The sequence below is a fragment of the Streptomyces sp. NPDC033229 genome, assembly GCF_055576875.1.
Window position 1 is genome coordinate 156,530 of sequence record NZ_JBVIQR010000011.1, and the last position, 26,154, is coordinate 182,683.

At 71.3% G+C, this 26,154-nt stretch carries 19 protein-coding genes; 11 read left to right on the plus strand and 8 right to left on the minus strand.

Features of this window, described 5'->3' with window-relative positions; genetic code table 11:
• Window positions 1-165: 165 nt before the first annotated feature.
• On the minus strand, window positions 166-363 hold the full coding sequence (locus ACZ53N_RS13065; protein ID WP_469140943.1) for a hypothetical protein: 198 nt from the start codon (window positions 361-363) through the stop codon (window positions 166-168).
• A gap of 621 nt (window positions 364-984) precedes the next feature.
• Between ACZ53N_RS13065 and ACZ53N_RS13070 the strand changes: the two genes are divergently transcribed.
• Window positions 985-3,291, plus strand: coding sequence for an NHL repeat-containing protein (locus tag ACZ53N_RS13070; protein ID WP_469140944.1), 2,307 nt, complete (start codon window positions 985-987; stop codon window positions 3,289-3,291).
• 76 nt (window positions 3,292-3,367) lie between these two features.
• On the plus strand, window positions 3,368-4,711 hold the full coding sequence (locus tag ACZ53N_RS13075; RefSeq protein WP_469140945.1) for an NHL repeat-containing protein: 1,344 nt from the start codon (window positions 3,368-3,370) through the stop codon (window positions 4,709-4,711).
• A gap of 33 nt (window positions 4,712-4,744) precedes the next feature.
• Here ACZ53N_RS13075 and ACZ53N_RS13080 read toward each other — a convergent pair whose 3' ends face one another.
• Window positions 4,745-5,857 carry a CapA family protein gene (locus tag ACZ53N_RS13080; RefSeq protein WP_469140946.1) on the minus strand — a complete coding sequence of 371 codons (1,113 nt, stop codon included), beginning with the start codon at window positions 5,855-5,857 and terminating at the stop codon, window positions 4,745-4,747.
• Between the two features lie 235 nt (window positions 5,858-6,092).
• Between ACZ53N_RS13080 and ACZ53N_RS13085 the strand changes: the two genes are divergently transcribed.
• Window positions 6,093-6,434, plus strand: a complete 342-nt coding sequence (locus ACZ53N_RS13085) for a nuclear transport factor 2 family protein (protein WP_469140947.1) — start codon at window positions 6,093-6,095, stop codon at window positions 6,432-6,434.
• Here the strand turns inward: ACZ53N_RS13085 and ACZ53N_RS13090 are convergent.
• The 3 genes from ACZ53N_RS13090 to ACZ53N_RS13100 are packed head-to-tail and all read right to left on the minus strand — an operon-like array spanning window position 6,412 to window position 10,488.
• On the minus strand, window positions 6,412-7,074 hold the full coding sequence (locus ACZ53N_RS13090) for a response regulator (protein ID WP_469140948.1): 663 nt from the start codon (window positions 7,072-7,074) through the stop codon (window positions 6,412-6,414). The genes ACZ53N_RS13085 and ACZ53N_RS13090 overlap by 23 nt on opposite strands.
• A 1-nt stretch (window position 7,075) precedes the next feature.
• Complete coding sequence (locus ACZ53N_RS13095; RefSeq protein ID WP_469140949.1) at window positions 7,076-8,251, minus strand: sensor histidine kinase; 1,176 nt, start codon at window positions 8,249-8,251, stop codon at window positions 7,076-7,078.
• A 5-nt stretch (window positions 8,252-8,256) separates the two neighbouring features.
• The gene (locus ACZ53N_RS13100) at window positions 8,257-10,488 is read right to left on the minus strand and encodes an MMPL family transporter (protein WP_469140950.1); all 2,232 of its coding nucleotides are present in this window, start codon (window positions 10,486-10,488) and stop codon (window positions 8,257-8,259) included.
• A gap of 360 nt (window positions 10,489-10,848) precedes the next feature.
• On the opposite strand from ACZ53N_RS13100, the gene ACZ53N_RS13105 reads away from it, so the two are divergent.
• The 5 genes from ACZ53N_RS13105 to ACZ53N_RS13125 all read left to right on the plus strand — a co-directional run bounded on the left by ACZ53N_RS13105 (window position 10,849) and on the right by ACZ53N_RS13125 (window position 16,380).
• Entirely contained in the window at window positions 10,849-11,817 is a 969-nt protein-coding gene (locus ACZ53N_RS13105) for an alpha/beta hydrolase (protein WP_469140951.1), read from the plus strand.
• A complete protein-coding gene (locus tag ACZ53N_RS13110) occupies window positions 11,810-12,985 on the plus strand; it encodes an acyltransferase family protein (protein WP_469140952.1) in 1,176 nt (391 codons plus the stop codon). Before ACZ53N_RS13105 ends, ACZ53N_RS13110 begins: the two co-directional genes overlap by 8 nt.
• Window positions 12,986-13,010: 25 nt before the next feature.
• Entirely contained in the window at window positions 13,011-14,309 is a 1,299-nt protein-coding gene (locus ACZ53N_RS13115; protein ID WP_469140953.1) for a sensor histidine kinase, read from the plus strand.
• Window positions 14,306-14,977, plus strand: coding sequence for a response regulator (locus ACZ53N_RS13120; protein ID WP_469140954.1), 672 nt, complete (start codon window positions 14,306-14,308; stop codon window positions 14,975-14,977). The genes ACZ53N_RS13115 and ACZ53N_RS13120 overlap by 4 nt, the downstream gene beginning before the upstream one ends.
• A 161-nt stretch (window positions 14,978-15,138) precedes the next feature.
• The gene (locus ACZ53N_RS13125; RefSeq protein WP_469140955.1) at window positions 15,139-16,380 is read left to right on the plus strand and encodes a lipase/acyltransferase domain-containing protein; all 1,242 of its coding nucleotides are present in this window, start codon (window positions 15,139-15,141) and stop codon (window positions 16,378-16,380) included.
• A 10-nt stretch (window positions 16,381-16,390) separates the two neighbouring features.
• Here ACZ53N_RS13125 and ACZ53N_RS13130 read toward each other — a convergent pair whose 3' ends face one another.
• Together ACZ53N_RS13130 and ACZ53N_RS13135 are read right to left on the minus strand one after the other, a co-directional pair.
• Window positions 16,391-18,496, minus strand: coding sequence for a tetratricopeptide repeat protein (locus tag ACZ53N_RS13130; protein ID WP_469140956.1), 2,106 nt, complete (start codon window positions 18,494-18,496; stop codon window positions 16,391-16,393).
• A 230-nt stretch (window positions 18,497-18,726) separates the two neighbouring features.
• Window positions 18,727-19,203, minus strand: a complete 477-nt coding sequence (locus tag ACZ53N_RS13135) for a hypothetical protein (RefSeq protein WP_469140957.1) — start codon at window positions 19,201-19,203, stop codon at window positions 18,727-18,729.
• A gap of 232 nt (window positions 19,204-19,435) precedes the next feature.
• On the opposite strand from ACZ53N_RS13135, the gene ACZ53N_RS13140 reads away from it, so the two are divergent.
• From ACZ53N_RS13140 to ACZ53N_RS13150, 3 genes are read left to right on the plus strand one after another with little or no spacing between them, the layout of a single operon-like run.
• A complete protein-coding gene (locus ACZ53N_RS13140; RefSeq protein WP_469140958.1) occupies window positions 19,436-19,807 on the plus strand; it encodes a CU044_2847 family protein in 372 nt (123 codons plus the stop codon).
• A gap of 24 nt (window positions 19,808-19,831) precedes the next feature.
• A complete protein-coding gene (locus ACZ53N_RS13145) occupies window positions 19,832-24,070 on the plus strand; it encodes an nSTAND1 domain-containing NTPase (protein ID WP_469140959.1) in 4,239 nt (1,412 codons plus the stop codon).
• 4 nt (window positions 24,071-24,074) lie between these two features.
• Window positions 24,075-24,656, plus strand: a complete 582-nt coding sequence (locus ACZ53N_RS13150; RefSeq protein WP_469140960.1) for an LppP/LprE family lipoprotein — start codon at window positions 24,075-24,077, stop codon at window positions 24,654-24,656.
• Between the two features lie 22 nt (window positions 24,657-24,678).
• Here ACZ53N_RS13150 and ACZ53N_RS13155 read toward each other — a convergent pair whose 3' ends face one another.
• Window positions 24,679-25,755: a cation diffusion facilitator family transporter gene (locus ACZ53N_RS13155; protein ID WP_469140961.1), complete on the minus strand. Its 1,077-nt coding sequence runs from the start codon at window positions 25,753-25,755 to the stop codon at window positions 24,679-24,681.
• Window positions 25,756-26,154: the final 399 nt, after the last annotated feature.

The following is a 26,154-nucleotide window of genomic DNA, read 5'->3' on the forward strand; positions in this document are numbered from 1 at the left end:
GCGTACGCGGGCCGTTAACTTCATGGGCGGACCGCACTCCACACCATGAGTGACAGGTATCCATTTCAACCTCCCTGCCTTTGCTGGGCCTTCAGCACGCCGAGCGAGGGCGGTCGATTCTGTGCGCCACCATTCCTTCGGGCCGCCGACATGCCGGCTGCTTTTTTACGCACGAGGGGCGGAGAGCATGGGGACGTCGAACGCCCGACAGCACTCTTCGACGGCCGCGCAAACCCGGCCGAAGGCCATCAAATCCCCGCCGGCCACCCAGGAATCGAAGGCCCGTGAGGCCATCACCCAGGCCGCGGCGGACGAGCAGATTCCGGCGACCGACGACACCACGATCGACTCGGTCGTCACCACGACCCGAAGGCCATCCGCCGACGATCCGATTCCGAATCAAAACGAATCGAACAGAATTACGCCCTCGCTCGCTCTGGCGACCGCGCACCGAGGAAGAAAGCGGAAGCTTTCAATCCGACGCATTGGTCCGGCGGCGACAGAGATCCTATCCGTGCCCGTCATTGACCTTTGCGTGGCAAGCCTCATGAATCCATTGGTCCGTACCGCGAGCGAGGAGTCGATGTACGGTCACGTCCCGAACGCGCGCCCCGGATCTTATTTCACGCAGTGCCTTCGCTTGGGTGTGAGGTTCGACGCGGCGGCCGAAAGGGAATTCGCGGATGCGGGTGCGTCATCGGGTGCGAGAAGTCAACCGGCTCCCGCTGCGGGCTCCCCGCGGGGGCGACCGGGCAGCCCGGCGATGCCCGGTCACGTGCCGCCGGCCTCCGGGCCCGTACCCGATGCCCCGCCCCTGCGAACGTCAAGCCGCGCCAAGACCGCCCTCATTCACACCCTCGCGATCAGGGCACCGCCCACGGCGACACCGGGCACCCAGCCCCACGACGGCGAGGCCACCGTCGGCCGCCTCGCACCCGTACCACTGACCGCTCGCGTCCTCTGACCAGACAGGAGCACCAACTCATGACAACCACACCCAGCACCGGAACCGGCCCGCAACCCGCGGGCCTGACCGAAGGCGCCATCGCCACGGTGGCGGGCAACGGCGTGGCCGGGTTCATCTCCGACGGCGGACCGGGCGCGCTGACCAGGGTCTATCACCCGCTCGGCGTCACGGTGGACAAGAACGGCGTCCTCTACATCGCCGACCAGCACAACCACCGGGTCCGCAAAGTGACCCCGAGCGGCATCATCACCACCGCCGCGGGCGACGGCACCGGCGGTTACATCTCCGACGGCGGACCCGCGGTCGCCACCCGGCTCCACTACCCCGGTGGCGTGGCGGTGGACGACGCAGGCAATCTTTACATCGCGGACACCCACAACCACCGGATCCGCAAGGTGACCCCGAGCGGCATCATCACCACGGTCGCGGGCAACGGCGAAGCCGGCTACGTCTCCGACGGCGGGCCCGCCATCGCCACCAGGCTCCACTACCCGTACGGGGTGGCCGTGGACGGCGGCGGAAACCTGTACATCGCCGACCACTACAACCACCGCGTCCGCAAAGTCACTCCCAACGGCAACATCACCACCGTCGCGGGCAACGGCGAAGCCGGCTACGTCTCCGACGGCGGACCGGCGATCTCGACCCGGCTGCACTACCCCGTGGCGGTGGCCGTGGACGGCGAAGGAAATCTGTACATCGCCGACCGCCACAACCACCGCATCCGCAAGGTCACGCCCAACGGCATCATCACCACCGTGGCAGGCACCGGCACCGCCGGATACGTCTCCGACGGCGGGCCCGCGATCGGGACCCGGCTCCACTACCCGTGGGGGGTGACGCTGGACGCGGCCGGCAGCCTGTACATCGGGGACCAGCACAACCACCGGATCCGCAAGGTCACCTCGGACGGCACCATCACCACCGTCGCAGGCAACGGAACGGCCGGCTACGTGGACGACGGCGGCCCCGCAGCGGGCACCCGCGTCTACTACCCCGTGGGGGTGGCCCTGGACCGGGCCGGCAATCTGTACATCGCCGACCAGTACAACCACCGGGTGCGCGGCGTCACGGGCGTGGCCCAGATGACCCCGCCGCTCCCGCCGGCCGCCGATCTGTACGGAGAGGTCGTCAGCCCGTACCGGGTCCAGCGCGGCCAGGAGTTCGACCTCGGCGCGCGGATCAGGAGCCGCGGCCCGAACCCGGCCGACGGCCAGCACGTGACCATGGTGCTCACCCTGGCCGACGGCCTCGTCGGCGGCCCCGGCACCACGGGACGGCGGCTCACCCGCACGTTCACCGGACAGCAACTCATCCCGTACCAGGGCAGCCTGGACGGCGTCTTCCGGGTGATCGCCCCGGACACCACCCCTGCGGGCACGTACGAGTCCACGCTGGAGATCCAGTACGGCGGGGACCTGAACCTCAAGGACAACACGTACACCCTGCCCGTCACGGTCGTCGTGCCTTCCCCCGTCGCGGACGAGACGGCGCTGACGATCTACCAGGACACCGTTCCCGACGTAGCCCCGGGCCAGCGGTCCACCTTCATCATGCGTTACACCTCACCGGCCGGGCAGCCGGTCAACCCCGGCACCATCGTCCAGCGCTTCACGGCCCCGACGTCCTTCATCTTCGCCGGGCAGCCCACGTACGCGTACTACGAGGCCCTCGACGGCATCGTCACCGGAAGTCTCGACTACCGGATCGAGGACGAGGGCCGCACCCTGATCATCACCGCCAACCCGCACGTCAACACCACCACCAGCGACAGCGGCTCGGTGATCTACACGATCCCCGTCCAGGCCCGCATCAACGCGGTGCCCGGGCAGTACGACAACGGCTCGGCCAGCATCGGCCGGCACTCCCCGGTCCAGATCTCCGGCAAGATCACCAGCAAGGCCCACGACGAGACCGCGCTGCGCGTGGTGCAGGCGTCGGTACCCGCGGCGGCACCGGGCCAGACCTCCAAGTTCAACCTGGAGTTCCGCTCGTTCGACAACCAGCCGGTCAACCCCGGCACCATCGAACAGCGCCTCACCGCACCCACCGGTTTCGAGTTCACCGGCGCCGCCTCCTACGGCTACTACAACGCCAAGCCGTACGTCACGGGGAACCTCGACACCCGCCTCGAGGACAACGGCAGGACGCTCGTCATCCAGTCCAACCCGCACCTGAACACCGGCACCACGGACAAGACCTCCCTGATCCACACGATCGTGGTCAGGGCCCTGCCGGGCGCGACATCGGGCACCCAGCCCAACGACGGCCGGGCCGTCATCGGCCGCCTCGCGCCCGTACCGCTGATCGGCCGCGTCCTCTGACCGAGGCGTTGTCGGCCGCCGCCGTCCACTCGCGCCCCTGGGCGTGGGTGGACGGCGGTCCCGGTGGGGCTTCCGCATGTCCGGAGGCTCTGCCGCTTCTCCCTTCGCCACGATCGGGATCATCACCACCGTCGCGGGCAACGGCCGGCAGGGCGGTTACGCGGGCGACGGCAGCCAGGCCACCGCCATCCCGCTCAACTTCCCCAACGGCATGGCCGTGGACCGTGCCGGAAACCTCCCCTCGACGGGACCACCCAGGTGGTGCAGCGCTTCAAGGCCGGCGGGGCCCGCGTGGGGGCAGCCCGGACAGACCATCGATCCGCCTGCGAAAGGGTTCTTCATGGATCTGACAGCGACGAGGGACGGCATCGCGGAGCCGACAGCGGCGCCGTTCGGGAGCAGCATCACCACGGTGGCGGGCAGCGGTACCGCCGGGTTCGGTGGCGACGGCGGCCCCGCCACGGCGGCCGGTCTGCACTGCCCCTTCGGCGTGGCGCTCGACGGCCTCGGTTCTCTCTACATCGCCGATTACCAGAACCACCGGGTGCGAAGGGTGGGCGCGGACGGCATCATCACCACCGTGGCCGGCGACGGTGCCAAGGGATACGGCGGTGACGGCGGGCCCGCCACGGCCGCGAGCCTGAAGGATCCCGCCGGTGTGGCGCTGGACGGCGAGGGCAACGTGTACATCGCGGACCGCTCCAACCAGCGGGTGCGCAAGGTGGGCCCGGACGGCATCATCACCACCGTGGCCGGCAACGGCACCCCCGGATTCGGCGGTGACGGCGGCCCCGCCACCGCCGCCTCGCTGAACTTTCCGCACGCCATGATGGTCGACGGTGCCGGAGATCTGTACATCGCCGATGACTACAACCACCGGGTGCGGAAGGTGGATCCGGACGGCATCATCACCACCGTGGCCGGCAACGGTGCCGACGGTTTCGGCGGCGACGGCGGGCCCGCCACCGCCGCCTCACTCCACTTTCCCCACGCCGTGGCGTTCGACGGCACCGGCAATCTCTACATCGCGGACCGGTACAACCACCGGGTGCGGAAGGTGAATCCGGACGGCATCATCACCACCGTGGCCGGCAACGGCACCATCGGTTTCCGTGGTGACGGCGGCCCTGCCGTCACGGCCGCCCTGAACCTGCCGCAATGTGTGGTGGTCGACGGCACCGGCAACCTCTACATCACCGACTACGGCAATGAGCGGGTTCGGAGGGTCGGCACGGACGGGATCATCACCACGGTGGCAGGCGGAGGGGTGAAGGGGTACGGCGGGGACGGCGGGCCCGCTCCGCTGGCCCTGCTCGATCAGCCCCTCGGCATCGCGGTCGATGTCACCGGCGAGCTGTACATCGCCGACTTCGGCAACCATCGGGTGCGGAAGGTGAGCGGCGGTGCGGAACGTGAGTGACGGGGCGCGCGGGCGGCGGCTGCGGCACGCGTCTCAGGCGGGATGAACGATCAGCGTGCCGTCCGGCGCGGAATCGACGCGTGTACCGAAGTCACGGCCGATCCGCTCGAAGAGGCCGTGAAGCCATCGGCAGTCCTCCGGCGAGGCGTGCCGCAACCGCATTCGCCAGGCCTGCAAGGGCGTGATGCGCACCTCGTGGAGGCGGCCGGTGCCGGGCTCGACCGAGACCAGATACAGCAGCCGCAGGTCGTCCCGGTACGCCTCGTAGCCGGTGATGCCCTCGTAGTCGTTGACCAGGTCGCCGCAGCCGTAGGCGATGAGTTTTCCCCGGTGCACTTCCAGCGGGCGGGGGTGGTGTGAGGAGTGCCCGTGCACGACGTCCGCGCCGCCGTCGATGAGGGCGTGCGCGAAGCGGATCTGGTCGCGTGAGACGTCGTAACCCCAGTTGGAGCCCCAGTGGATCGACGCGACGGTGATGTCTTCGGGGCGCTTCGACTGCCGTATCCGCGCGACCACCTCGGCTGCCGCGGCGTCCGACGGCCCGGCCACGAAGTGGACGCCGCTCCGGGCTGCGGTGGCGGCCCAGTTCCGGGGGACGCCGCTGGACGCCATCCCGAAGGAGTGGACCTGGATTCGTCGGCCCCCGGTGACAGGGACGATCGCAGGCCTTCGCGCCTCCTGCGCGTCGCGTCCGGCCCCGGCGGTGCGCAGCCCCGCGGCGGCGAGGGCATCGAGGGTTTCCTCCAGCCCACGGTGGCCGTAGTCCAGGACGTGATTGTTGGCCAGCACGCAGACGTCGGGCCGGGCGGCGGCCAGGCAGGGCAGGTTGGCGGGGTGCATGCGGTAGTGCACCTCTTTGCCGGGTGCGACCTCGTCGTTTTGCGTGACGCTGGTTTCCAGGTTGAGGATCCGCGCGTCGGGCGCGGCTTCCTCGATTACCGCCAGCGCGTCACCCCACGGCCAGGGGAAGTCGACGGGGCGGGGAATCGGGCCGTTCACCGCCTCTGCCAGCTCGACGTAGGCGCGGGCGTCCTTGATGTACGCCTCCCGCAGGGCAGGGTCGCCGGGGTGCGGAAGGATCTGGTCGACGCCGCGGCCGAGCATCACGTCACCGCTGAGGAACAGGGTGACGGGGTCACCACCCATTCCCCCAGGCTATGCCCATTCGTTCTGGTTTTCACGTCACGGTGATCGGCGCGGTCCCCGGTTCTGTTCACGGACTATGCCGAACGGCAGAGGCCCCGGTCCGGCCCGTTCGGGAATCTCCTCAACGGCCCATCGTCGTGCCCCCGCTGGACGGCCGAGCGGCTCTGCATCACCCCTCATATCGATGTCCGAAGGACGCCAGTAACGTCCGGCTCCACTGATCACACTGGCGAGCATGACGAAACCATCCACGACCGACTCGATGACTGTCCTCACCGGCATGTACGAAGCCGAGGCGACATACCTGGCAGCCGGCAGCCCCGGCGAGGCGCCCTTCGATCTCCTCGCCCCTTACTTCGCGTCCGATGTCGTACTGCGTCAAGCCGCGGCGCTCCCCTACGGCGGAACCTGGCGTGGGCACGCGGGCATGGCACGGTTCTTCCTCGCGATGAGCGACATGTGGGAGTCGTTCGACATGGTGGATCAGAAGTTCCTCGCCACCGGCGAGACCGCGGTTCGTCGACATGCTCCTCGTTGTATGCCCGCGCCCACGCCTACCCGCGTTCCGGGCGGGTGAGGAGGCCGCGTTCGAGGGCTGTGACCACCGCGTGCGTGCGGTCGTTCACATCGAGCTTCGCGAAGACACGCAGCAGGTGCGTCTTCACCGTGGCTTCCGCGATGACCAGCCGCCTGCCGATGTCGGCGTTGGACAGGCCGTCGGCGACCGCGTTCAGCACGTCCCGTTCCCTTGAGGTCAGCGCGACCGGGACCGGTTGCCGCATTCGGGCCATGAGCCGTTGCGCGACGCGGGGGGCCAGGACGGTCTCGCCCCGGGCTGCGGAACGGATGGCGTCGACGAGTTGCTCGCGCGTGGTGTCCTTGAGCAGGTAGCCGATGGCGCCCGCCTCGACCGCGCGCTCGATCTCGACGTCGGTGTCGTAGGTCGTGAGGATCAGGACGCGCGTCCCGGTCCGGCCCGCCACGATTTCCGTGGTGGCGGCCACCCCGTCGAGGACCGGCATGCGCAGGTCGATCAGGGCCACATCGGGTTCGAGGCGCCGGGCGAGCTCGACGGCCTCCCGGCCGTTGCCCGCCTCGCCGACGATGTCGATGGCGGGCTCCGAGGCCAGCAGGGCGACCACGCCGGCGCGCATCACCGTGTGGTCGTCCACCACGATGATGCGGAGCTTGCCTTCTGTCGCTGTCACAGCCGTCATGTCACACCTGACCGTTCGTGGGGAGCATGGCGAGAACGCGGGTGCCGTCGCCGACCGAGCTGGTGACCGTGAGTTCGCCGCCGAGTTCGGCCAGCCGCTTGCGCATGCCGTCGAGGCCGAAGCCGCGGGAGTCACCGACGACGAAGCCGCGGCCGTCGTCGGTGATCTCCAGTTCCAGGCCGTAGCCGTGGTCGGCGAGGACGACGCCCACCGTGGAGGCGGCCGCGTGTTTGCGTATGTTGGCCAGCGACTCCTGCGTGCAGCGCAGCAGGGCGATCCGGGTCTGCTGGTCGCATTCGACGTCCGGCAGCTCCGCGTCGACCGTGAGGCCGGTGTCCTCGGCGAACCGGTCCAGGGTGCGGCGCAGGGTGCGGGCGACCGAGCCGGGGGCGACGCCGCTCTGGGGGGCGGAGCCGACCAGGACGCGCGCCTCGGCGAGGTTCTCGCGGGCGGTGTGCTCGATCGAGAGCAGTTGCTGGGCGCTCTTCCCCGGGTCGGTGCCGAGACCGGAGCGGGCCGCCTCGGCGAGCACGATGATGGACGCGAAGCCCTGGGCGAGCGTGTCGTGGATGTCCCGCGCGAGCCGTTCCCTCTCCTCTGCGGCGCCCTGCCGCTGGTGGGCCTCGACCAGCTGCTGATGGGTGTTCGCCAGCTCGGTGTTCAGGCGGCGGGTGCGTTCGTCGCTCTGTTGCACGATGCGGTGCACCAGCAGCCCGACGAGCACACCGGCCGCGTAGCCGATGACGGTGAAGGCGACATTGCCCGTGAGGAGGTCCGCGTGCTGAACGGCCCGGGCGGTCACGGTCGCCACCACGGCGGCGCCGCTGTAGGCGATGGCGGATCCCGGGCTCGCGGCGAAGATCCAGAATTGCGGGAGGGACACGATGAACAGCGCCGCGCCCCCGCCCGGCAGACCGGCCATCGCCCCCACGCCGAGGGCGAGGACACTCAGATGGACGTGCGGACGCACCACGGGATTGTCCGGGAAGAGACACAGGACGCCGTAGCCGAGGGAGATCACGGCCAGCAGCGCCAGCGACCAGTACTTCGCCGCTCCGGAATCGTTCTGCACGCCGATGACGGAGGGCGCCAGACCGAGGAGCACCCAGGAGACGGTGTACCACCGGTGGAGCGTCGGTATCCAGAACTGGTCGTTCGGCTGTGGCCGTTGATTCATGCTGGTCAGCCTACGATTTCGAGCGTCCGGCCGGCCGGGGCAAGGTTCTGTGCTCCGCGTCCCTTCACCGACGGCCACCAGCACCTGTCGCCGAGCAGCAGCATGAGTGCGGGCAGGATCACGATGCGGATGACGAAGGCGTCGATCAGCACGGCCACCGCCAGGCTGAACCCGATCTGCTTCATCTCCATGATGTGCAGGGGCACGAAGCTGGCGAACACCGTCACCATCACGAAGGCGGCGCTGGTCACCACACTCGCCGAGCCGCCGATGCCTTCGAGTACGGCCTGCCGGGTCGGCACACCGCGGAGCACGGCCTCCTTGATCCGGCTGATGACGAACACCTGATAGTCCATCGACAGACCGAAGAGGATCACGAACAGGAACAGCGGTACGCGCGACCCGATCGAGCCGGTGGAGGTGAAGTCGAGCAGGCTCTCGGCCCACTGGCCTTGGAAGACCAGCACCAGCAGGCCGAGCGAGGCGGCGGCCGAGAGCAGGTTGAGTGCCACGCCGACGAGGCCGAGGACCACGGAGCGGAACGCCCACACCGTCATGGCGAAGGTCACCAGGAGCAGGGACCCGATGACGATCGGCAGCTTCTGCTTCTGGTGTTCGGGGTAGTCGGCATAGCGGGCGACGTCCCCGGTCACCGCGGTCCGGGCGCCGGTCACCTGGCCGACGGTGGCCGGTACGTACGTCCGGCGAAGGCGTTCGAGGGAAGTCTGCGCCGCGTCGGAGCTCACGTAGTGCGGTACGGGCAGTTCCAGGAGGCTGACGCGCCGGTCGGGTGAGGTGCGCAGTTCCGCCGTGCCGGCGAGTGCCGGATCGGCTTCGGCGCGGCGGGCGAGTTCGCGCAGCGCGCCGGTCACCTCGTCGGCGCGGGCGGGTTCGGCGCGTACGACGACCTGGTGCATGGACTTCAGTTCCGGGAAGGCGTGGTTCAGCCGGTCGTACGTCCGCATGGCGGGGATAGAACGGGAGTGGGTCTCGCGGCCCATGTCGGTCAGCTTGAGGTCCAGCAGCGGGGCCGCCAGGGCGAGTGTCGCGAGGACAGCGACCGTCAGGGTGGCGGCCGGGCGCCTGCTCGTGGCGCGCAGTACGGCCCCGGTGATCCGACCGGCACCGGCCTTCGGCTGCCGGGGTTGCTTCGGCTGCGCGGTCCCGCTCCCCGCCGCGCGGGCGGCCTTGCGCAGCGCGCGGCGCTCCGCCCGCTCGCCGAACGTGGCCAGCAGCGCGGGCAGGACGGTGAGCGAGCTGACCACGGCGACCAGGGTGACGACGATCGCTCCCGTGGCGATCGAGGAGAAGATGACGTCGTCCACCAGGTACAGCGTCGCACTGGAGACGGCGACGGCGAGCCCGGAGAGCACGACGGCCCGTCCGGACGTGGCCGCGGCGAGTTCCACCACGGCCTGCGAGTTGAGCCGGCCGCCCGCCCGGGCGCGTTCCTCCCGTTCGCGCTTGAGGTAGAAGAGGGTGTAGTCGACGCCGACGGCCAGGCCGATCAGCAGGATGACGTTGGTGCCGACGCCGGCGTCGGGGAAGGCGTGGGAGGCCAGCATCGACAGGCCGATGGCGGCGGCGATCGAGGAGAGCGCCAGCAGCAGCGGCACGGTGGCCATCGCCACGGAGCGGAAGACGAACAGCAGGGTGATCAGGGTGACGGGCAGCGCGATGATCTCCGTGCGGGAGAGATCGTCTCCCCGCAGCTTCTCGACGCCCTTGCTGATGGAGGGACTGCCGGTCTCCTCCACGCGCAGTGCGGGATGTGCGGCCTGCACCGCGGCGGTCTGTGCCCGCAAGGGGCCGACGTGCTTCTTGCCGTCGAGCTCGGGGCCCTTCATGGTCACGTCGACCCGGACCGCTCTGCCGTCGGCCGAGCGCACGGGCGCGGCCACGGCGCCGACTTCGGGGAGTTTCCGCATCCGGGCGGTGATGTCCTGGGCGGCGGTGTCCTGGGCGGCGGTGTCCTGGGCGGCCCGGTCGAGCGTGCCCGCGCCGGGCTTCGCGGAGATCAGCACCCGCTCCACGGGCCTCTGTTGCAGACCGCCCCCGGCCGCCATGGCTTCCGCCCGGCCCGCTTCGCCGACGCGGAAGTCCTCACTGGTGGCGGCGTTGCCGCCCACCGAGATTCCGGTGCCGAGACACAGCGCGACGAAGAGGAACCAGCCGGCTGTCGCACGCCACGGGTGCCCGGCACTCCAACGGGCCATACGTACAGGGAAAGTCGTCATGGCGTACATGCTGGTCGCCGGGGTGCGGCTGCCATGAGCCCCGACCGGTTGAACTCCGTGTCCACCTGTCGGTGGACACGAGGTGTTGCCGACTCGCCATCTCGTCGCTTCGACCGCAGACTGGCACCACTGCGGCCCGCGGCCGAACGCCAGCCCGCCGCATCGTCGGCGGCCGGGACCTCGAGCTCGCCGTACACCTCGTCCACGACAGTCGCTGCTCGGGCGGGCCCCACCCCCTACTCGTAGTACTCCGGAGCTACGCGGAAAGCGCACTCCCCGGCGGGACGCCGACCACTCGGCCCGATCCATAACTTCGGTACCGGAAACACGCAAGACACCCGGTACGGAAGGACCCACACCATGGCGTTCCGCCCGCGCGGCAGCCGCCCGCGCCGCACCCTGCTCGCCGCGCTCGTCGCCGCTTCGGTGGCGGTGCCGCTGGCGGGAGCGGCCCGCCCGGCCGCCGTCCCGGCGCCCGCACCGGCCCTCCTCGCCCCGATGACGGCCGCGACGCCCGCCGCCCTCGACGAGCGCTACGCGGTCAACCGCGACGGCATCCGGGCGGCCGGGCGGATGGCCGCGGACCACGGCGACCGGAGGCGGGCCGGGGTGCTGCGCGCCATGGCGGAACCGACGCGTCACTTCCTCTCCTTCGACGGCCGCGACGGCGGCCGCACCACCGAGGTCTTCGGCGACCTGTCCCGGGCCGAGCGGATAGCCGTGCTGGTACCGGGCTCGGACACCAGCCTCGACACGTACGGACGCTTCCGAGCCGGTGCCGTCGCCCTGCGGCAGCAGTTGGGCGACAGGGCCGCGGTCATCGCCTGGCTCGGCTACGGGACACCGAGCATGATGAGCACCGAGGCCATGACACCGGGGCGGGCCGACGCGGCAGCGCCCCGACTCCGCCGGTTCATCGACGAGTTGCGTGCGGTGAAGCCCACCGCCCGGACGTCGCTGCTCTGCCACTCCTACGGTTCGGTCGTCTGTGCCCGCGGCGCCTCGGGCCTGCGGGTCGATGCCATCGTCCTGTACGGCAGCCCCGGCACCGGCTCGGACGACGTCGGCCGACTGCGCAGCCGGGCCACCGTCTGGGCGGGCCGGGGCGCCGACGACTGGATCGCCGCCGTGCCCCATGTGCGGCTCCGACTGCCCTTCGCCACCGTCGGCTTCGGACCCGACCCCGTCGCGAAGGAATTCGGTGCCCGTGTCTTCGACGCGGGGACCGGCGGCCACAGCGACTATCTGAAGCCCGGTTCCGTTCCCCTGCGGAACATCGCCCGGATCGTCTTGGGACAGGCGCCTTCCGTGGCGGGCCGTCATGCGTGATCTCGTCCGGCGGATCGACGCCGCCACCCCGCCGGACCGCGACCGGGCCGTCGACGCCCTGCGCGCCCTGGCCATCCTCGGCGTGGTGCTCGGACACTGGCTGGTGACCGCCCTGGTCGCCGACAGCGGCACGGTACGCGGTATCAGCCCCCTGCACTGCATTCCCCGGCTCACCCCCGTCTCGTGGGTGTTCCAGACCCTCGCCATCTTCTTCCTGGTGGGCGGGTACGTAGGGGCCAGGAGTCAGGCCGGTGCCCGTGCCCGGGGGATGACGTTCCGGCAGTGGCTCGGCGCACGGACGGGCCGGCTGTTCAGGCCGGTCGTCGCCGTACTGGCGGTGTGGGCGGTGGCGGCGGGCGCCATGCTGATGTCGGGGGCCGGCTTCAAGACCGTGCAGGCCCTCTGCAAACTGGTCGTGTCGCCCCTCTGGTTCCTGTTGGTCTTCACCGCGTTGACAGCGGCGACCCCGGTGATATCCCGGCTGCACCCGTTGTGGCCCCTGGTCGTCGTGCTGTCCGTCGATGTGCTCCGGTTCGCCTTCGACGGCCCCGAGCCGCTCGGCTGGGTCAACGTGGCGGCGGGCTGGATGGTCCCGTACTGCCTGGGAACGCGCTGGGCACGGCGCGGGCTGCCGGTGCGGCCCCGGCTCGGCTGGGGGCTGCTCCTCGGCGGTGCGTGCGCCACCGCCTCTCTCGTGCTGTTCGCCGGTTACCCGGCTTCGATGGTCGGCGTGCCCGGCGCCGGGATCTCCAACCTGAACCCGCCCACGCTCGCCGCCGTCACCTTCGGCCTCGCCCAGAGCGGGGCGGCCCTCCTCCTGCTCGGCCCGTTGCGCCGGGTGTTGCGACGGCCGGCGGTGTGGGCGGCGGTGGCGCTGATGAACCTCTCCGCGATGACGGTGTTCCTGTGGCACCAGACCGCGATGATCGCGGTCACCGCCCTCGGCCTGCTCACGGGCAGCACCCTGCCCGGTCTGCACACCGTTCCCGACGGTGCCGGTTGGGTGTTCGCCCGGCTCGCCTGGCTGCCGGTGTTCGCGGTGGCGCTGCTGGTGTGCTGGGCGGCGTTCCGGACCTACGAGACCCACGAGCGGGGGCGGCCGCGAAAACACAACAGAGTCGTGCGCGAGGGGCGCCCCGCGCGGAAGACGGTGGTGCGCGGTGCCTAGAGTGGATCTTGTACAGGGGGAGAACATGGCGAAGTGGCCGAAAGGCATCCGAGCGGCGGCGCGCGCCCTGCGCGAGGACCTGTGGACGGCGGAGCCCGACCCGCTGCCCCACCGGCGGCGGCCGAGCTGGCTGGACTGGCGGCCCGCGCTCGCGGTGCCCCTGTTGCTGGCGGCGGGGTTGCTGATGCTCCTGAACGCGAACGACTACGCCTTCGACTACCAGTTGGGTAACGGCCTCGGCATTTCGCTCGCCTGCGTCCAGTCGGTGGCCCTCGTCGTCGCGATGTACCGGCCGGTCCCGGCCTGGTGGGCCACGACGCTCACCACGTTCGTGGCCGCTCAGTCCCTGGTCGACACCAGGATCCCCATGCCGTTCCCGTGGACCGGCGGCGGGATCGGCGTTCAGGCCGCGGTGCTGCTCCTGGTGGCGTTGCGGGTCCGCGTACGGGCCTCGGTCATGGTGCTGGTGATCAGTTCGCTGTCGGGGCTGGTCTGCCTGGCGAGCCCCCCGCAGACGGGCTATTACCAGAACGCCGACGTGGCCATCCCGGTGTTCGTCGCCGCGACGGCGATCGGCGCCGCGCTGCGCGGCCGTGCGGTGGCCCGTTCGCGACTGGTCGAGCAGGAGGAGCTCACCGCGGAGGAGCGGGCCCGGCGCACCCTCCTCGAAGAACGCAACCGGATCGCCCGCGAGCTGCACGACGTCGTCGCGCACCATATGTCGGTCATCTCCATCCAGGCACAGGTCGCCCCGCACCTGGTCGAGAACCCGTCCGAGGAACTGAAGGAGAACCTCGCGGGCATCCGCGAGAACGCCGTCGAGGCACTCACCGAGCTGCGCCAGGTGCTCGGTGTGCTGCGCTCCGAGGACCCCCTCTCGGAGACCGTGCGGCACGCCCCGCAGCCCACTCTCGACCGGCTGGACGACCTGTTCGGCAACGTGCGCGGTGCCGGGCTCACGGTGACCCGCCTCACCAGCGGGGATCCGCTCCCGCTGCCACCGGGCGTCGAGCTGTCGGCATTCCGCATCGTGCAGGAGGCGCTCAGCAACGCGATGCGGCACGCGCCCGGAGCCGATGTGCGGGTGGAGATCGGGTACCGCCCGGCCGGGGTCACCGTGCGGGTCACGAACACCGCACCGGACCGGACCGCACCGGCCTCGCCGGGCGCGGGCCACGGTCTGCTCGGCATGCGCGAGCGCACTGCCATGCTGGGCGGCGAACTGGCCACCGGCCCCACCCCGGACGGCGGCTGGGAAGTCACCGCGATCCTGCCCGTACACCCCCCTGCCGTGCCCGCCGAACCTGCCGAGGACACCCCATGACGACCATCCGCGTGCTGATCGCCGACGACCAGATGATGGTGCGTCAGGGCTTTACGGTGCTGCTCAATGCCGAGCCCGGCATCGAGGTCGTCGGGCAGGCGGTGGACGGTCTCGACGCCGTCGCCAAGGTCGCCGAACTCGACCCCGACGTCGTCCTGATGGACATACGGATGCCCGGCCTCGGCGGCATCGAGGCGACGCGCCTCATCACCGAACCGGCCGGGGCCACCGTGAAGGTCCTCGTCCTGACCACCTTCGACCTCGACGAGTACGTGTACGAGGCGCTGCGCGCGGGCGCCTCCGGGTTCCTGCTGAAGGACGCCTCCGCCGCCGAACTCGCCCAGGCCGTACGGGTGGTGGCGGACGGGGAGGCCCTGCTCGCCCCGAACATCACCAAGCGTCTCATCGCCGAGTTCTCCCGCATGAGCGGCGCCCCCCGCGCCCCGCTCAAGGAACGCGTCGGCGACCTGACGGAACGCGAGACGGAGGTCCTGTCCCTGATCGCGCAGGGCCTGTCGAACGCGGAGATCGCCAAGCGGCTGGTGGTGGCGGAACAGACCGTGAAGACCCACGTCAGCCGGATCCTGCTCAAGCTGGGCCTGCGCGACCGCACCCAGGCGGCCGTCTTCGCCTACGAGACGGGGCTGGTGCGCCCGGCCGGCTATTGAGCGTTACGGCGCGGGGCCGACCGGTTGGGACTCGAGCAGAGCCTGACGGGCCCGCGCGAAGCCTTCGGGCCTGTGCCGACGGTTTCACGGCGAAACACCCACCGGCGCAAGGGGACATGGCTAAGGTGAACAAGAGTCTCAAGTGACGGGGGTGGTCACGGATGTTCGGCAAGTCCTGGCTTCGGGTTGTGGCGGCGGCGCTCATCGTGCTGGCCGCGGCACCGGGCACCGCCAACGCGTCACCACCGGACAGAGCCCCGGTCGTGCTCTTCCCCGCGTTCCACGTCACCAAGCTCAAGGTGACCGTCGACCAGCAGACCGGGGTGCCCGGGTGTCCCCGCTCGGGCAGTTTCGAGGACTGGTACGGCAACGACCGCCCGAGCACCGTGTTCGACCAGGTCTGCCAGGACCGGCTGCTCACCCTTCGCTACGACGCGAATCCGTCAAAGCCGATGTCCGAGCATTTCTCGAACCCGGCCGGGGTCGACGTCCGGGTCATCGACTACGGCAGGACCAGGAGCGCGCCGTTCTACGAGCCGCTCTACCGCCGGCTCGAGGCCGAGGGATACCGGCGGGACGCCGACATCCGGGTCGCCGGTTACGACAGTCGGCTCACCCCGGACATCGGCGGCTTCCTCGAACGGACCCGTCAGCTCGTCGAGACCACCTACCGGGACAACGGCAACCGCCGGGTGCATCTCGTGGGCCACTCGAACGGGCCCGTCTATGCGCACTATCTGCTCACCCACACCCCACGCGCCTGGCGGGACAAGTACATCCAGGGGTTCACCCCGATCGCGGGGAATCTCCCCGGGCAGGGGCTGAGCTACTCGCTGCCCTTCACCGGGCTCAACACCCGGGACTTCAGCTATCCGACGACCGGGGAGAACGCCGCGAGCAGCTCGCGGATGCACGCGAGCGCCCCGTCGACGTACATGGGTGCCGCCGACCCGGAGATTTTCGGTGATCGCGAGGTCGTCGTCCAGGACACGTCGACCGGCGTCTCCTACACACCACGCGACTACGCGAAGCTGTTCACCGACGCGAAGCTGCCGGTGGCCAAGGAGCTCGCCGACCACTACATCGGCTTCGTCGCGTTCGCCGAGGCCGGATCGTTCCCCGACGTCGACGTGTACGCCGAGAAGGGCTCCGGTCTCCCGACCGCCGTCGGAGCACGGCTGGCGAACCTGACTCCTGGCCACGTCATCGGCGGCGACCGGTTCCTCACCCGGGACGGCGACGGCAACCAGGAGGACATCACCAACGAGGCGGTGCTCGCCTGGCGGGCGATGCCCTGCCACGACTTCAGCCTCACCGACAACCCGGGCGTCGACCACTTGTCCCTGGCGAGCCACCAGGGCGTGCTCGACCGGCTGGTCACGCACCTCAAGCGTTCGGCCTGACACCGGTGCCTCAGTTGGGTTCCTCGACCGCCGCCCGCCATCGGGCCAGCTCGGCGCGGGCATTGGCGGTTTCGGCGTGGCCGGGGCCCAGCACTCTCAGGTAGTCGGCCATCAGCTCCTCCAGGGCGACGGCCGCGCCGGTGGCGTCACCGGCCATCCCCTGGCACCGGGCCAGACCACGGCGGGCGTGGAGGGTGTTGGGGTGATCGGATCCCAGCAGCCGAAGGCTGTCGGTGAGCAGCTCCCGGTACGCGGCGGCGGCGTGCGCGGCGTCGCCCGCCTCGCCCCGCCAGTGGGCGAGGTCCGAGCGGGCGGTCAGGACGGTGGGGTGGTCGGGGCCCAGGACGCGGAGGTAGTCGGCCAGCAGGTGCTCGAAGGCCGTGGCGGCACCGGCGGCATCGCCCGCCGTCCCCTGCCACCACGCGCGGCCATGACGCACGTTCAGGGTGTCGGGGTGGTCGGGGCCCAATTCCCGGAGGTGGTCGGTCAACAGCTCCTCGAAGGCTGCGGCGGCACCGACGGCGTCCCCTGCTTCCCCCCGCCAGTGGATCAGGTTGCCGCGCGTGACCAGGCAGTGGAGGTGGTCGGGGCCCAGCAGCCGTAGGTAGTCGGCCAGGAGTTCCTCGAAGGCGGCGGCGGCACCGGCGGCGTCGCCGGCCATGCCTCGCCACCAGGCCAGAGCATGCCGGGTGTCCAGGGTGTCGGCGTGGTCGGGGCCCAACAGCCGCAGTTCGTCGGCCGACAGCTCCCGGTACGCGAGGGCGGCGCCCGCCGCGTCCCCGGCCATGCCCTGCCACCAGGCCAGGCGGCGCCGGGCCCGGAGGGCGTCGGCGTGGTCGGGGCCCCGGTGCCGGCGGGCGGTGGCGTGGAGGTCCTGGAAGTGGGTGACGGCGGAGGTGACGAGGCCGGCGTGGCCGAGGCTGTCCCCCGTGCGGAAGAGCACCGGGTGCGCTCGGGGCTGCCACAGGGCGTCGCCGGTGGCGTAGGCCGTGAGAGCGGCGGTGTTGGCGCGCAGGGCCCGGGCGAGGGCGGTGTCGCGTTCGGTGTCGGGCCAGGCGGTGAACAGGGCGTCGGCGCACGTGCGTGCCAGCGCGTCGTGCGCGGCCTCCGGCAAGGTCTCGCGGGTGGCGCGTTGGACGAGGGCGTGGACGCGCACCGCCTGGTCGGGTGTGCCGGGGGTGTGGTCGACCAGGCTGAGCCGGTGCAGGCACCGCAGGGCGTCCGCCGCGTCCTGGGGGGCGACGGGGTGGGCCGGCCGGTGTCCGTCCTGGCCCGGGGTGCGTTGCGCGAAGAGGTGGGCCAGGGCCGGGGGCGAGGTCAGGACGGTGGTGGGGATGCCGTTGGGGTCGAGCAGGGCGATCAGCTGCAGCATGGGCCGTGCCAGGCCGCGCGGGCGGAGCCGGTCGGCGTGCTCGACGGACAGGGACCAGGTGGCGGCCACGGTGGCGCGGTGGGCGTCGGGCAGACCGCTGTCCTCGGGAACCAGGTCCGGCAGGGTCCGGGCCCGGTCGGACAGCCGGGCGCGGTAGTCGGCGCAGCTCAGGTGGAGGTCGACCAGGTAGGTGGCCGCCTGGGCCAGTGCGAGCGGCAGTCGGCCGAGGTCGCGGGCGAGCGCCGCGATGTCTTCGGGGTGGTCCTGGCGGCCTTGGGCGGCGAGCTTCGCGGTGAGGTAGGCGACGGCCTCGGCGGGGGTGAACAGGCCGACGTCGATACGGAGGCCGGGCAGGGCGGCGTCGCGGCGGCGGGTGGTGACCACCGTCCGGCCCCGCGGGTGCGTGGGAGGCCACAGCGCGAGCCGGCCGCCGAGGCCGCTCAGGTCGGCGGGGTCGGCCACGTCGTCCAGCACGATCAGCCATCGGCGGTCGGTGGACTGTGCCCAGTTCAGAAAGCGGGCGGCGGCACGCTCGGGGTCGTCGGCGCCGAGACGCCGGGCGTCGTCGCTGCCGGTCGCCGTGGCGGCGGCCTCGGCGTAGGCGCTCAGGATCGCGGCCCTGTCGGTCGCGGTGACCCACACCAGCAGATCTGTGCTCCCGGCCTCCCAGGTGGCGCGGGCGTGGTGGGCGGCGAGCTGGGTCTTGCCGACTCCACCGGTCCCGGAGAGGACGTGGCACAGCACCTCGGTGCCGCCCGCGGCGACCGGCCCGCTCAGGGCGTCGACGGCGGCGCGGTGCTGGAAGCAGTCCGCCTGCCGGGGAATGATCCCGATCGATCGCGGCCAGGGGATCGGGGCCCGTGGCGGGGCATGGTATTCGAGACGACCGATGCTCAGGGCCGCGATGCTGTGGTCCCGGGCGGTGATCGAGGTGGCATCGGCGACGGTCGGGGCCGCGTTCGCGCCGGGTGCGGTCAGCCCTGTTCCGGGCCCGGCTGCGGAGGGTTTCCCAGCGTCACGTCTCCCATCACACCGGCGGCCGCCGATCCGTGTTCGGCGCGGATGTCCACGTTCCCGCCGACGGCGAGCCCTCCGTCTCCCGCCGAGACGGCGTCCGTCGCCCGCCGGGCCGACGTGACCATGTCGCGCAGTTGACCGGCCACCTCGGCACGTTCCGCACCGTCCAGGTTCTCCAGCAGGTCCTCGAACCGGGTCTGCCAGGACGCCCCGAGAAGGACGCGTACCCGCTCGGCCTCCCGGGGGTCCACGCCCTCGAGTTCGGCCGCCGTCCGGTCGAGGCGCCGGGCGACCACCCCGCTCCCCGGGGTACCGCCACGGCGGAAGACACCGGCCACCCGCTCCCGGAGCGCCGCCCAGGCGTCCGTCCCCGCCGCCGAGGCCACCGCCGTCCCGGCCGCCGAGGCCACCGCGATCAACGACTGATCCAACACGTCCCCTCCCCCGTTGTTCTCCGCTCTCTCCCGCTGTCCCCCCGCGAGGCGACGCGGTCCTTGGAAGCGAGCGTATCGGCGTGGGCGCGTCACGTACCCGGGATGGAGGCATCGGACCGCGGGGCCGTGGATTGTGCCTTCCACGGTTCATGGGACAGGCCTATCGTGGTCGGCACGTAGAGCGAGGCGTATGGGAGAAGGCCGATACCCGGCGTCCACCACTGGGGGGAATATGTCCGACCTGCTGCGTTTCGACTTGGCCGACCACGGCTCGATCATGGTGGAGGTCGACGCGGACGAGCCGGGGATCGCGAGGGCCTCGCGGGTGGGGAATCTGATCACCTCCACCGCGGAGTCGTTCGAAGCCGCGCTCGATCACATACGAAGAGCGGCCGACGCCGCCCTCAGCGGCTTCCGGAACATGGAGGCACGGCCGGATGAAGTGCGGATCGACTTCGGTGTCCGTCTCAATGCCGAAGCGGGGGCGGTCATCGCGAAGACCAGCGCCGACGGGCATCTTCAGGTCTCCCTGACCTGGCGCCGGGAAGCAGCGCCCGCCGAACCGGACGGCCAGGGCTTCGACGGCTCGCAACCGGCGAACTGACGGCCCGGCGATCCGGCTTCGCGGATGCGGGAGCAATCGGGCAGCGCCATCGAACGAGCCATCGCCGTCGTCGAAGACGGAGGCTCGTCCGCCGGCCTCGCCTTCCTCGTCGGCCCGCATGAAGTGATCACCTGTGCGCACGTGTTGGAAGCGGCGGTCCATCCACACCCCGCCTCCTGGATCGGGCACCGTCTCACCTTGGTCTTCCCGCTCGTGGCACCGGGCGAGCCCGTTCCCGCCGAAATCGTCACCTGGCATCCGGTGGCCGACGACGAGTCGGGGGACGTGGCGGGGCTGCGTGTGCTGGGCCCCCTGCCCCCGTCCGTACGGCCCGTGCGCCTCAGCCCCGTCACGGAGTTGTGGGACCACCCCTACCTGACCTTCGGGCTGCCCGAGGGCAGGTCCATGGGCGTGTGGAGCCGCGGCAGACTGCTCGCCCGGCAGGCGGGCGGGTGGCTCCAGCTGGAGGACACCCGCACGGCGGGATTCCCCGTGGCGCGCGGGTTCAGCGGCGCGCCCGTCCACGACCTGCGGCTCGAAGCGGTCGTCGGCATGGTCGTCGCCGTCGAGACACGCGCCGAACGCCGCACCGGGTACGCCCTCCCCACCTCGGCCCTTCTGGACGCCTGGCCGGACCTGCGGTCCGCCGTCGATCCGGCCAGTCCCTACCGCGGGCTCGAAGCGTTCCGACCGGAGGACGCCGCCGTCTTCCACGGCCGGGAACGGGACGTCGAGCGTCTGCACGCGTTGACGAAGTCCCACCGCGTTGTCCCGGTGGTGGGGGGATCGGGCAGCGGGAAGACCTCGCTCCTGCACGCGGGGCTGGTGCCGCGGCTCGCGCGCTCGGACACCCCGTGGGCGGTGCTGCGGCCCCGGGCGGGAACGACTCTCGGCGCGGCCCTGGCCCGTTCCCTGGCAGGGCTGACGGCACCGACCTCACCCGACGGCCCGCCGCCCGGCCATGACCTCGTGCGGTCGCTCGAGGAGGACATCGCCCGGGGAAGGCTGCCCGGCATCGTCGTCGGCGCCGCGGAATCACGCAATCGTGAACTCGTCCTGATCATCGACCAGTTCGAAGAGCTCGTCATCGCCTCCACCGCGGAGGACGACCGTGTCCTCGAACAGCTCCTGTCGCTGGCTGTCGGCGGGCCCTCGGCGCGGCCGGCGGTACTGCGCCTGGTGGTCGCCCTCCGCGCGGATTTCTTCGACGCCGCGTTGCGCCACCCCCTTTTGAGCCGGGTGGTCACCGAACACCCGCTGCTGCTGCACCGGCTCTCACTCGACGACCTGCGACGGGTCATCGAGCAGCCGATCGAACGATGGTGGGGCATCGGATTCGAGGCAGGGCTGGTCAGCCGCATCCTCGACGAGGTGAGCCCGGCGGCCGAGCCCTTGCCACTCGTGCAGTTCACGTTGAGCCTGCTGTGGGAGCAGCGCAGCGCCGGCCTCATGACGCACCGGGTCTACGAGGACTTCGGCGGCGTCACCGGGGCGCTCGCCCATTACGCGGAACGCGTCTGGTGCGATGGGCTGGAGCCCGCCGGGCAGGAGGACGCCCGGTGGCTGTTCACCCAGTTGGTGCGGCCGGACCTTTCCGGGCGGCACACGGGGCGGGCGGTGGTGCTGGACGATCTCACAGCACGGCGCCAGTCCGTGGTCGACCGGCTCTCGACGGCCCGGCTCCTCGTCTCGGACAAGGACCCGCAAGGTCGCTGGACCGCGAGTCTCGTCCATGACGCGTTGATCGGCGCGTGGCCACGGTTGGCCGGCTGGGTCGCCGAGGACAGGACGTTCCGGGTGTGGCAGGAGGAGCTGCGGGGCCATATCGCCCTTTGGGAGCGGGGCGGTCGCGAACGCGGCGGGCTGCTCACCGGACGGTCCCTGCAAGCCGCCCTGCGGTGGCTCGACGAGCGCAAGCCGGACCTGACCGAGCCGGAACGCTCCTACATTCTGGCCGGTCGCGGTGCCAGGCGCCGCCATGCGCTGTGGCGGACAGGCGGTGTCGTCCTGGCCGTCTGTCTGGTCCTGGCGCTCGTCGCCGCGGTCGTGGTGGTCGATGTGAGGGGACGTCAGGCCGCCGACGCCCGCAGGACCAGCGCGTCCAGGCAACTTGCCGCGCGGGCGAAGGACGGCGCGACCGCGCCCGACGCCGCGGGGCTGGCCGCCGTGGCCGCCTACCGGACGGAGGCGACTCCCGAGGCCTGGGAGAGTCTGCTGCTGCAGTTCTTCCGTACCCGGCACCACCGGGCTCTCCTCCTCTCTCCGGACGGGGAGGAGATGGCCTACACCACGGGCTCACATGGGCGGCTCGTCGCCGCGAGGACCAGCGAGGGAGGCGTTCTGGCCTGGCGCCCGGGGAGCGGGGAGCGGGCCCGGGTACTCGTGGACGGCCGCGCCCGTGCCTTCGCCATGTCGAAGGACGAGAATCACCTGGCCACCGCGGTACCCGGCGGCGAGGTCGCCCTGTGGGACGCAAGGACGCAGCGGCGTGTCCGCTCGCTCCCGGTCCCCCCGGCCCAGGAGGGAACGGGCCGCAGTGTCGTCAGCCTGGCATTCGACGCGTCGGGGCAACGGCTCGTGGGCATGGCGGCCGGAGGGCTGGGCGCCGTCGTCTGGGACCTGCGCCGGGCGGACGGGGATCCGGTGCTCATCAGGCCCGACGACGCGGGAGAGGACAGGTTCTCCCACGCCTGGCCGGGGGCCGAAGGGCGCGTACTCACCGAGGGAAGGGCCACCACCGCACGCTCCTCGGGAACCGGCACCAATGAGGTGACCGTCTGGTCGGGCCGCTCGCCCCGCCCTGTCCACAGCACCGCCCTCACGCCGGCCGACGCCGAGAACGGCCGGGTCATGTCCTCGTCGGGAGAGCAGGCTCTCGCCTGCGAATTCACCGACAACGTCGGCACGTGGCAGCTCACCGACCTCGTCTCCGGGCGCCACCGCGCCCCAAGCTACGCGTCCGAACTCGCTCCCTGCGGCCGCGAGGGCACCCATCTGCTCAAGCTCGGTGACGGTTCCCACGCCGCGGTCCTCGGGACCCAGGCTTCTGTGAGCGTACGTCCCGCTCCCGAAGGCCTCGGGGACGGACGCGACGACACCTACGAGAAGGTGGCCGAGTACGGGCTGATGTCCGCCCGGGACCGGCTGCCGTTGCCCCTCGGCGGACCGCGGAACGGCATGGTGGTGACCACCACCGCCAACACCCTTGTCGCACTGGGCGAAGACGACCGGTTGGTTCCGGTGGGCATCGACGGAGCGGCGTCGAGCCTCGTGCTGCGGGACGACGGCCGCTACGCCGCGCTGGTGGACAAGGAGTCACGGCTTCGGCTTTACGACCTCGGTACCGGTCGGCAGGTCGCCGACGAGTCGGCGCCGTATGAGGCACACCTCGCCTTCGTGGGGAGGTTCCTGGCACAGAGCCGCAATGACGGCATCGTGCTCCGCTCGCTCCCTTCCCTGCGAGTAGTGAGGCTGATCGCCCCGTCGCGGTCGGCCGACGAGCATGGCCGGTCCCGGGCCGTCGGCGCGGATTCGGCAGGCCGTCTGTTGGTGTGGCGCGACGGCATGCTCACCCGGTGGGACGTCGACAGCGGCAGGAGCAACGGACGGCCCCTGCCGGTGACGGCCTCCGGCCCGAATTCGCCGGCGGGCGCGGGTGGGGCCCGGCCGGATGCGGAGCTGGTTCCCCGTCCCGGCACCGGGCAGGTCGCCCTGGTCGTGCACGGCAACGCCGACGTCGGTGTCTGGGACCTCGACCGGGAGAAACGGACGAGGACCTTCAGCACGGCGTCCGGCACGACCGCGGAGGGCGCCGTCTTCAGCCCAGACGGCGGCCGCCTCGCCCTCATCGATTCCCACGGTCAGACCGCGGTGCACCGGTTCGCCGACGGCGGGACGACGGCGCTCCTCTCGGGCACCGACAACAGCGACCGGCTCATCGGCTTCAGCGGCGGATATCTGGCGGCCTTCGACCGCAGGGCACGTCTCCGCGCTGTCGGCCCCGACGGCCACCTGGCCCAGGCCGATCTGGTGGGGCCCGAGTTACGGCAGGCGACGACGAACCTGCGGATGGCGGTCACACGATCCGGCGAGACCCTTCTGATCGCGTCCGGAAGGCAGGTCCGGTCCGTGCCCTTCGGTCCCGCGCGATGGATCAGGCATCTGTGCGCTCTGGTGGGCCGGGAGCCCACCGCAACCGAACGCCGGTCATTCCCGAAGGGGAGTGCCGAAGACACGCTGTGCCCGGCCCCCGACCAGAGGTGACGCGATGACATTGCCCCGAGTGGCCCCCGCCCTCACGCTGCTCGCCCTGTACGCCGTCACGGGGTGCGCCACGTCCCCGGACGAGGTACGCACCCGCCCGTCTTCCGGCCGCTCATCCGGATCTTCGTCCGAAGCGGTGCCTACCGGCTCTCCCGCGCCCTTCTCCGCGTCGCCGAGCGCCTCGCCGAGCGGAGAGCGGGACGACTTCGAGGCCCGGACGGTCCGCCGGCTGATGGCTGACGCGGGGGTGAGCGATGTGTTCAACGACCCGGCCGATCAGCCGGGTCCCCTACGGGCCGTGGCCGGAAGCTGCCCCCACGTCGTGACCGACTGTCAGGTCCTCTACTTCTTCCACGGCTCCAGGAAGGTCGGTGACCTCACTACGGAACTGGTGTCGGTCAGGTCCTCGGACGGTACGACCGTCACCGTGCGCTTCCCCCAGTTCAGGACCGGCGACCCCCAGTGCTGCCCGTCCGGGCAGCCGAAGGACGTCCGCTGGAGATGGGAGGGCTCGTCACTCAAGGCAGACTTCACCCTCCCACCCGGCGCGAAGTGGAATCAGTTGGACAGGAAGCCCCGTTGGTGAACAGCCTTCGTCGGCAGCCGGGTCACCTGCCCGGCCGGCTGCCGTGGTGGGCGAGGGCCGCGTGCGGGTCGCCGTCGGCGGGAGGGTGATCGGTGTGGACCGTCGCCGCGGTCAGCCGGGGAACGGCGTGGATCAGAGCGTGTTCGGCCGCGACGGCCAGCTCGTGTGCCTGGATGACGGTCAGGTGCGACGCGACGACGATGTCGGCCTCGGCCCGCAGGGCGTGACCGATCCATCGCATCCGTACCTGCCCGGTGTCCAGCACACCGTCGACGCCACGCAGCGCGGTCTCCGCGGTGTCGACGAGGGCAGGGTCGACGGAGTCCATCAGACGCCGGTAGACCTCGCGGGCCGCGTCCTTGAGGACCAGCACAATGGCGACGGTGATCAGCAGACCGACCATCGGATCGGCCGCATGCAGACCGAGCGCGGCACCACCGGCGCCCAGGAGGACGGCCAGCGAGGTGAAGCCGTCGGTCCGCGCGTGCAGACCGTCGGCCACCAACGCCGCGGAGCCGATCCGCCGACCGGTGCGGATCCGGTAGCGGGCGACCCACTCGTTGCCGGCGAACCCGACCAGGGCCGCCGCGGCGACCGCCCAGAGGTGGGTGACTTCACGGGGGTTCAGCAGCCGGTCCACGGCCACGTAGGCGGCCGGCCCCGCGGAAGCCGCGATGGTCGACACGATGACGAGGCCCGCCAGATCCTCGGCGCGGCCGTAACCATAGGTGTAACGGCGGTTCGCCGCCCGCCGCCCCAGCAGGAACGCGATCCCCAGCGGGACGGCGGTCAGGGCGTCGGCGGCATTGTGGATCGCGTCGCCGAGCAAGGCCACGGATCCCGACAGGGCGACGATCACCGCTTGGACGACGGTCGTCATCCCGAGGACGACCAGGGAGATCCACAGCGTGCGCATCCCCTCACGCGAGGCCTCCATCGCCGCGTCCACCTTGTCGCCGGCCTCATGGCGGTGCGGGGTGACCGGATGGGCGAGCCGGTGCCACAGGCGGAACGCACGGGAACGCTCGCCGTCGTGCCGGTGCCCCGAGCCGCCGCGATCGTGGTGGTCGTGCGTACGAGTGCGCCGAAGCCCCGCCATGAATCCCACACTGGCACACGGATCCGATTGCGGCTACGGCCGTCGTACACGCCGTGACCAGGTGCGATTGCGTCGCAGCAGCACCGCGCCACCGGGACCGTCCGCTCGGTACCGGCACGCCCCGTGCCCTGGCGCAAGAGGGGCGCTTTCCTGCAATCCAGGCCGCCAGCCACAACCGCACCGGATCCGACGACACAAGGAGCCGACATGCCTTCTCCCGCTCTCCTCGTCGCACCCTCGCCGCCAGCCTGTTCGCGGCGACCGTTGTTTTCGGGGAGACCGCCGGGCTGGGCGAGGCGATCAGCTGGGTGTGCCGGAGGGCGGCGGCACCTGGTGGGTGCTGCCGCCCTTGGGCGTGTGGGGGTCGACTCCTGTGCCGGTTTTTTAGTAGGCGGAGTT

What these genes read in the sequence shown, in the direction of transcription:
- ACZ53N_RS13120 (WP_469140954.1), top strand. Translation starts at nt 14,306, where the DNA reads ATGACGACCATCCGCGTGCTGATCGCCGACGACCAGATGATGGTGCGT.
- ACZ53N_RS13095 (WP_469140949.1), bottom strand. Translation starts at nt 8,251, where the DNA reads ATGAATCAACGGCCACAGCCGAACGACCAGTTCTGGATACCGACGCTC.
- ACZ53N_RS13125 (WP_469140955.1), top strand. Translation starts at nt 15,139, where the DNA reads ATGTTCGGCAAGTCCTGGCTTCGGGTTGTGGCGGCGGCGCTCATCGTG.
- ACZ53N_RS13115 (WP_469140953.1), top strand. Translation starts at nt 13,011, where the DNA reads ATGGCGAAGTGGCCGAAAGGCATCCGAGCGGCGGCGCGCGCCCTGCGC.
- ACZ53N_RS13150 (WP_469140960.1), top strand. Translation starts at nt 24,075, where the DNA reads ATGACATTGCCCCGAGTGGCCCCCGCCCTCACGCTGCTCGCCCTGTAC.
- ACZ53N_RS13105 (WP_469140951.1), top strand. Translation starts at nt 10,849, where the DNA reads ATGGCGTTCCGCCCGCGCGGCAGCCGCCCGCGCCGCACCCTGCTCGCC.
- ACZ53N_RS13140 (WP_469140958.1), top strand. Translation starts at nt 19,436, where the DNA reads ATGTCCGACCTGCTGCGTTTCGACTTGGCCGACCACGGCTCGATCATG.
- ACZ53N_RS13155 (WP_469140961.1), bottom strand. Translation starts at nt 25,755, where the DNA reads ATGGCGGGGCTTCGGCGCACTCGTACGCACGACCACCACGATCGCGGC.
- ACZ53N_RS13110 (WP_469140952.1), top strand. Translation starts at nt 11,810, where the DNA reads ATGCGTGATCTCGTCCGGCGGATCGACGCCGCCACCCCGCCGGACCGC.
- ACZ53N_RS13080 (WP_469140946.1), bottom strand. Translation starts at nt 5,857, where the DNA reads ATGGGTGGTGACCCCGTCACCCTGTTCCTCAGCGGTGACGTGATGCTC.
- ACZ53N_RS13070 (WP_469140944.1), top strand. Translation starts at nt 985, where the DNA reads ATGACAACCACACCCAGCACCGGAACCGGCCCGCAACCCGCGGGCCTG.
- ACZ53N_RS13100 (WP_469140950.1), bottom strand. Translation starts at nt 10,488, where the DNA reads ATGACGACTTTCCCTGTACGTATGGCCCGTTGGAGTGCCGGGCACCCG.
- ACZ53N_RS13075 (WP_469140945.1), top strand. Translation starts at nt 3,368, where the DNA reads ATGTCCGGAGGCTCTGCCGCTTCTCCCTTCGCCACGATCGGGATCATC.
- ACZ53N_RS13090 (WP_469140948.1), bottom strand. Translation starts at nt 7,074, where the DNA reads ATGACGGCTGTGACAGCGACAGAAGGCAAGCTCCGCATCATCGTGGTG.
- ACZ53N_RS13085 (WP_469140947.1), top strand. Translation starts at nt 6,093, where the DNA reads ATGACGAAACCATCCACGACCGACTCGATGACTGTCCTCACCGGCATG.
- ACZ53N_RS13145 (WP_469140959.1), top strand. Translation starts at nt 19,832, where the DNA reads ATGCGGGAGCAATCGGGCAGCGCCATCGAACGAGCCATCGCCGTCGTC.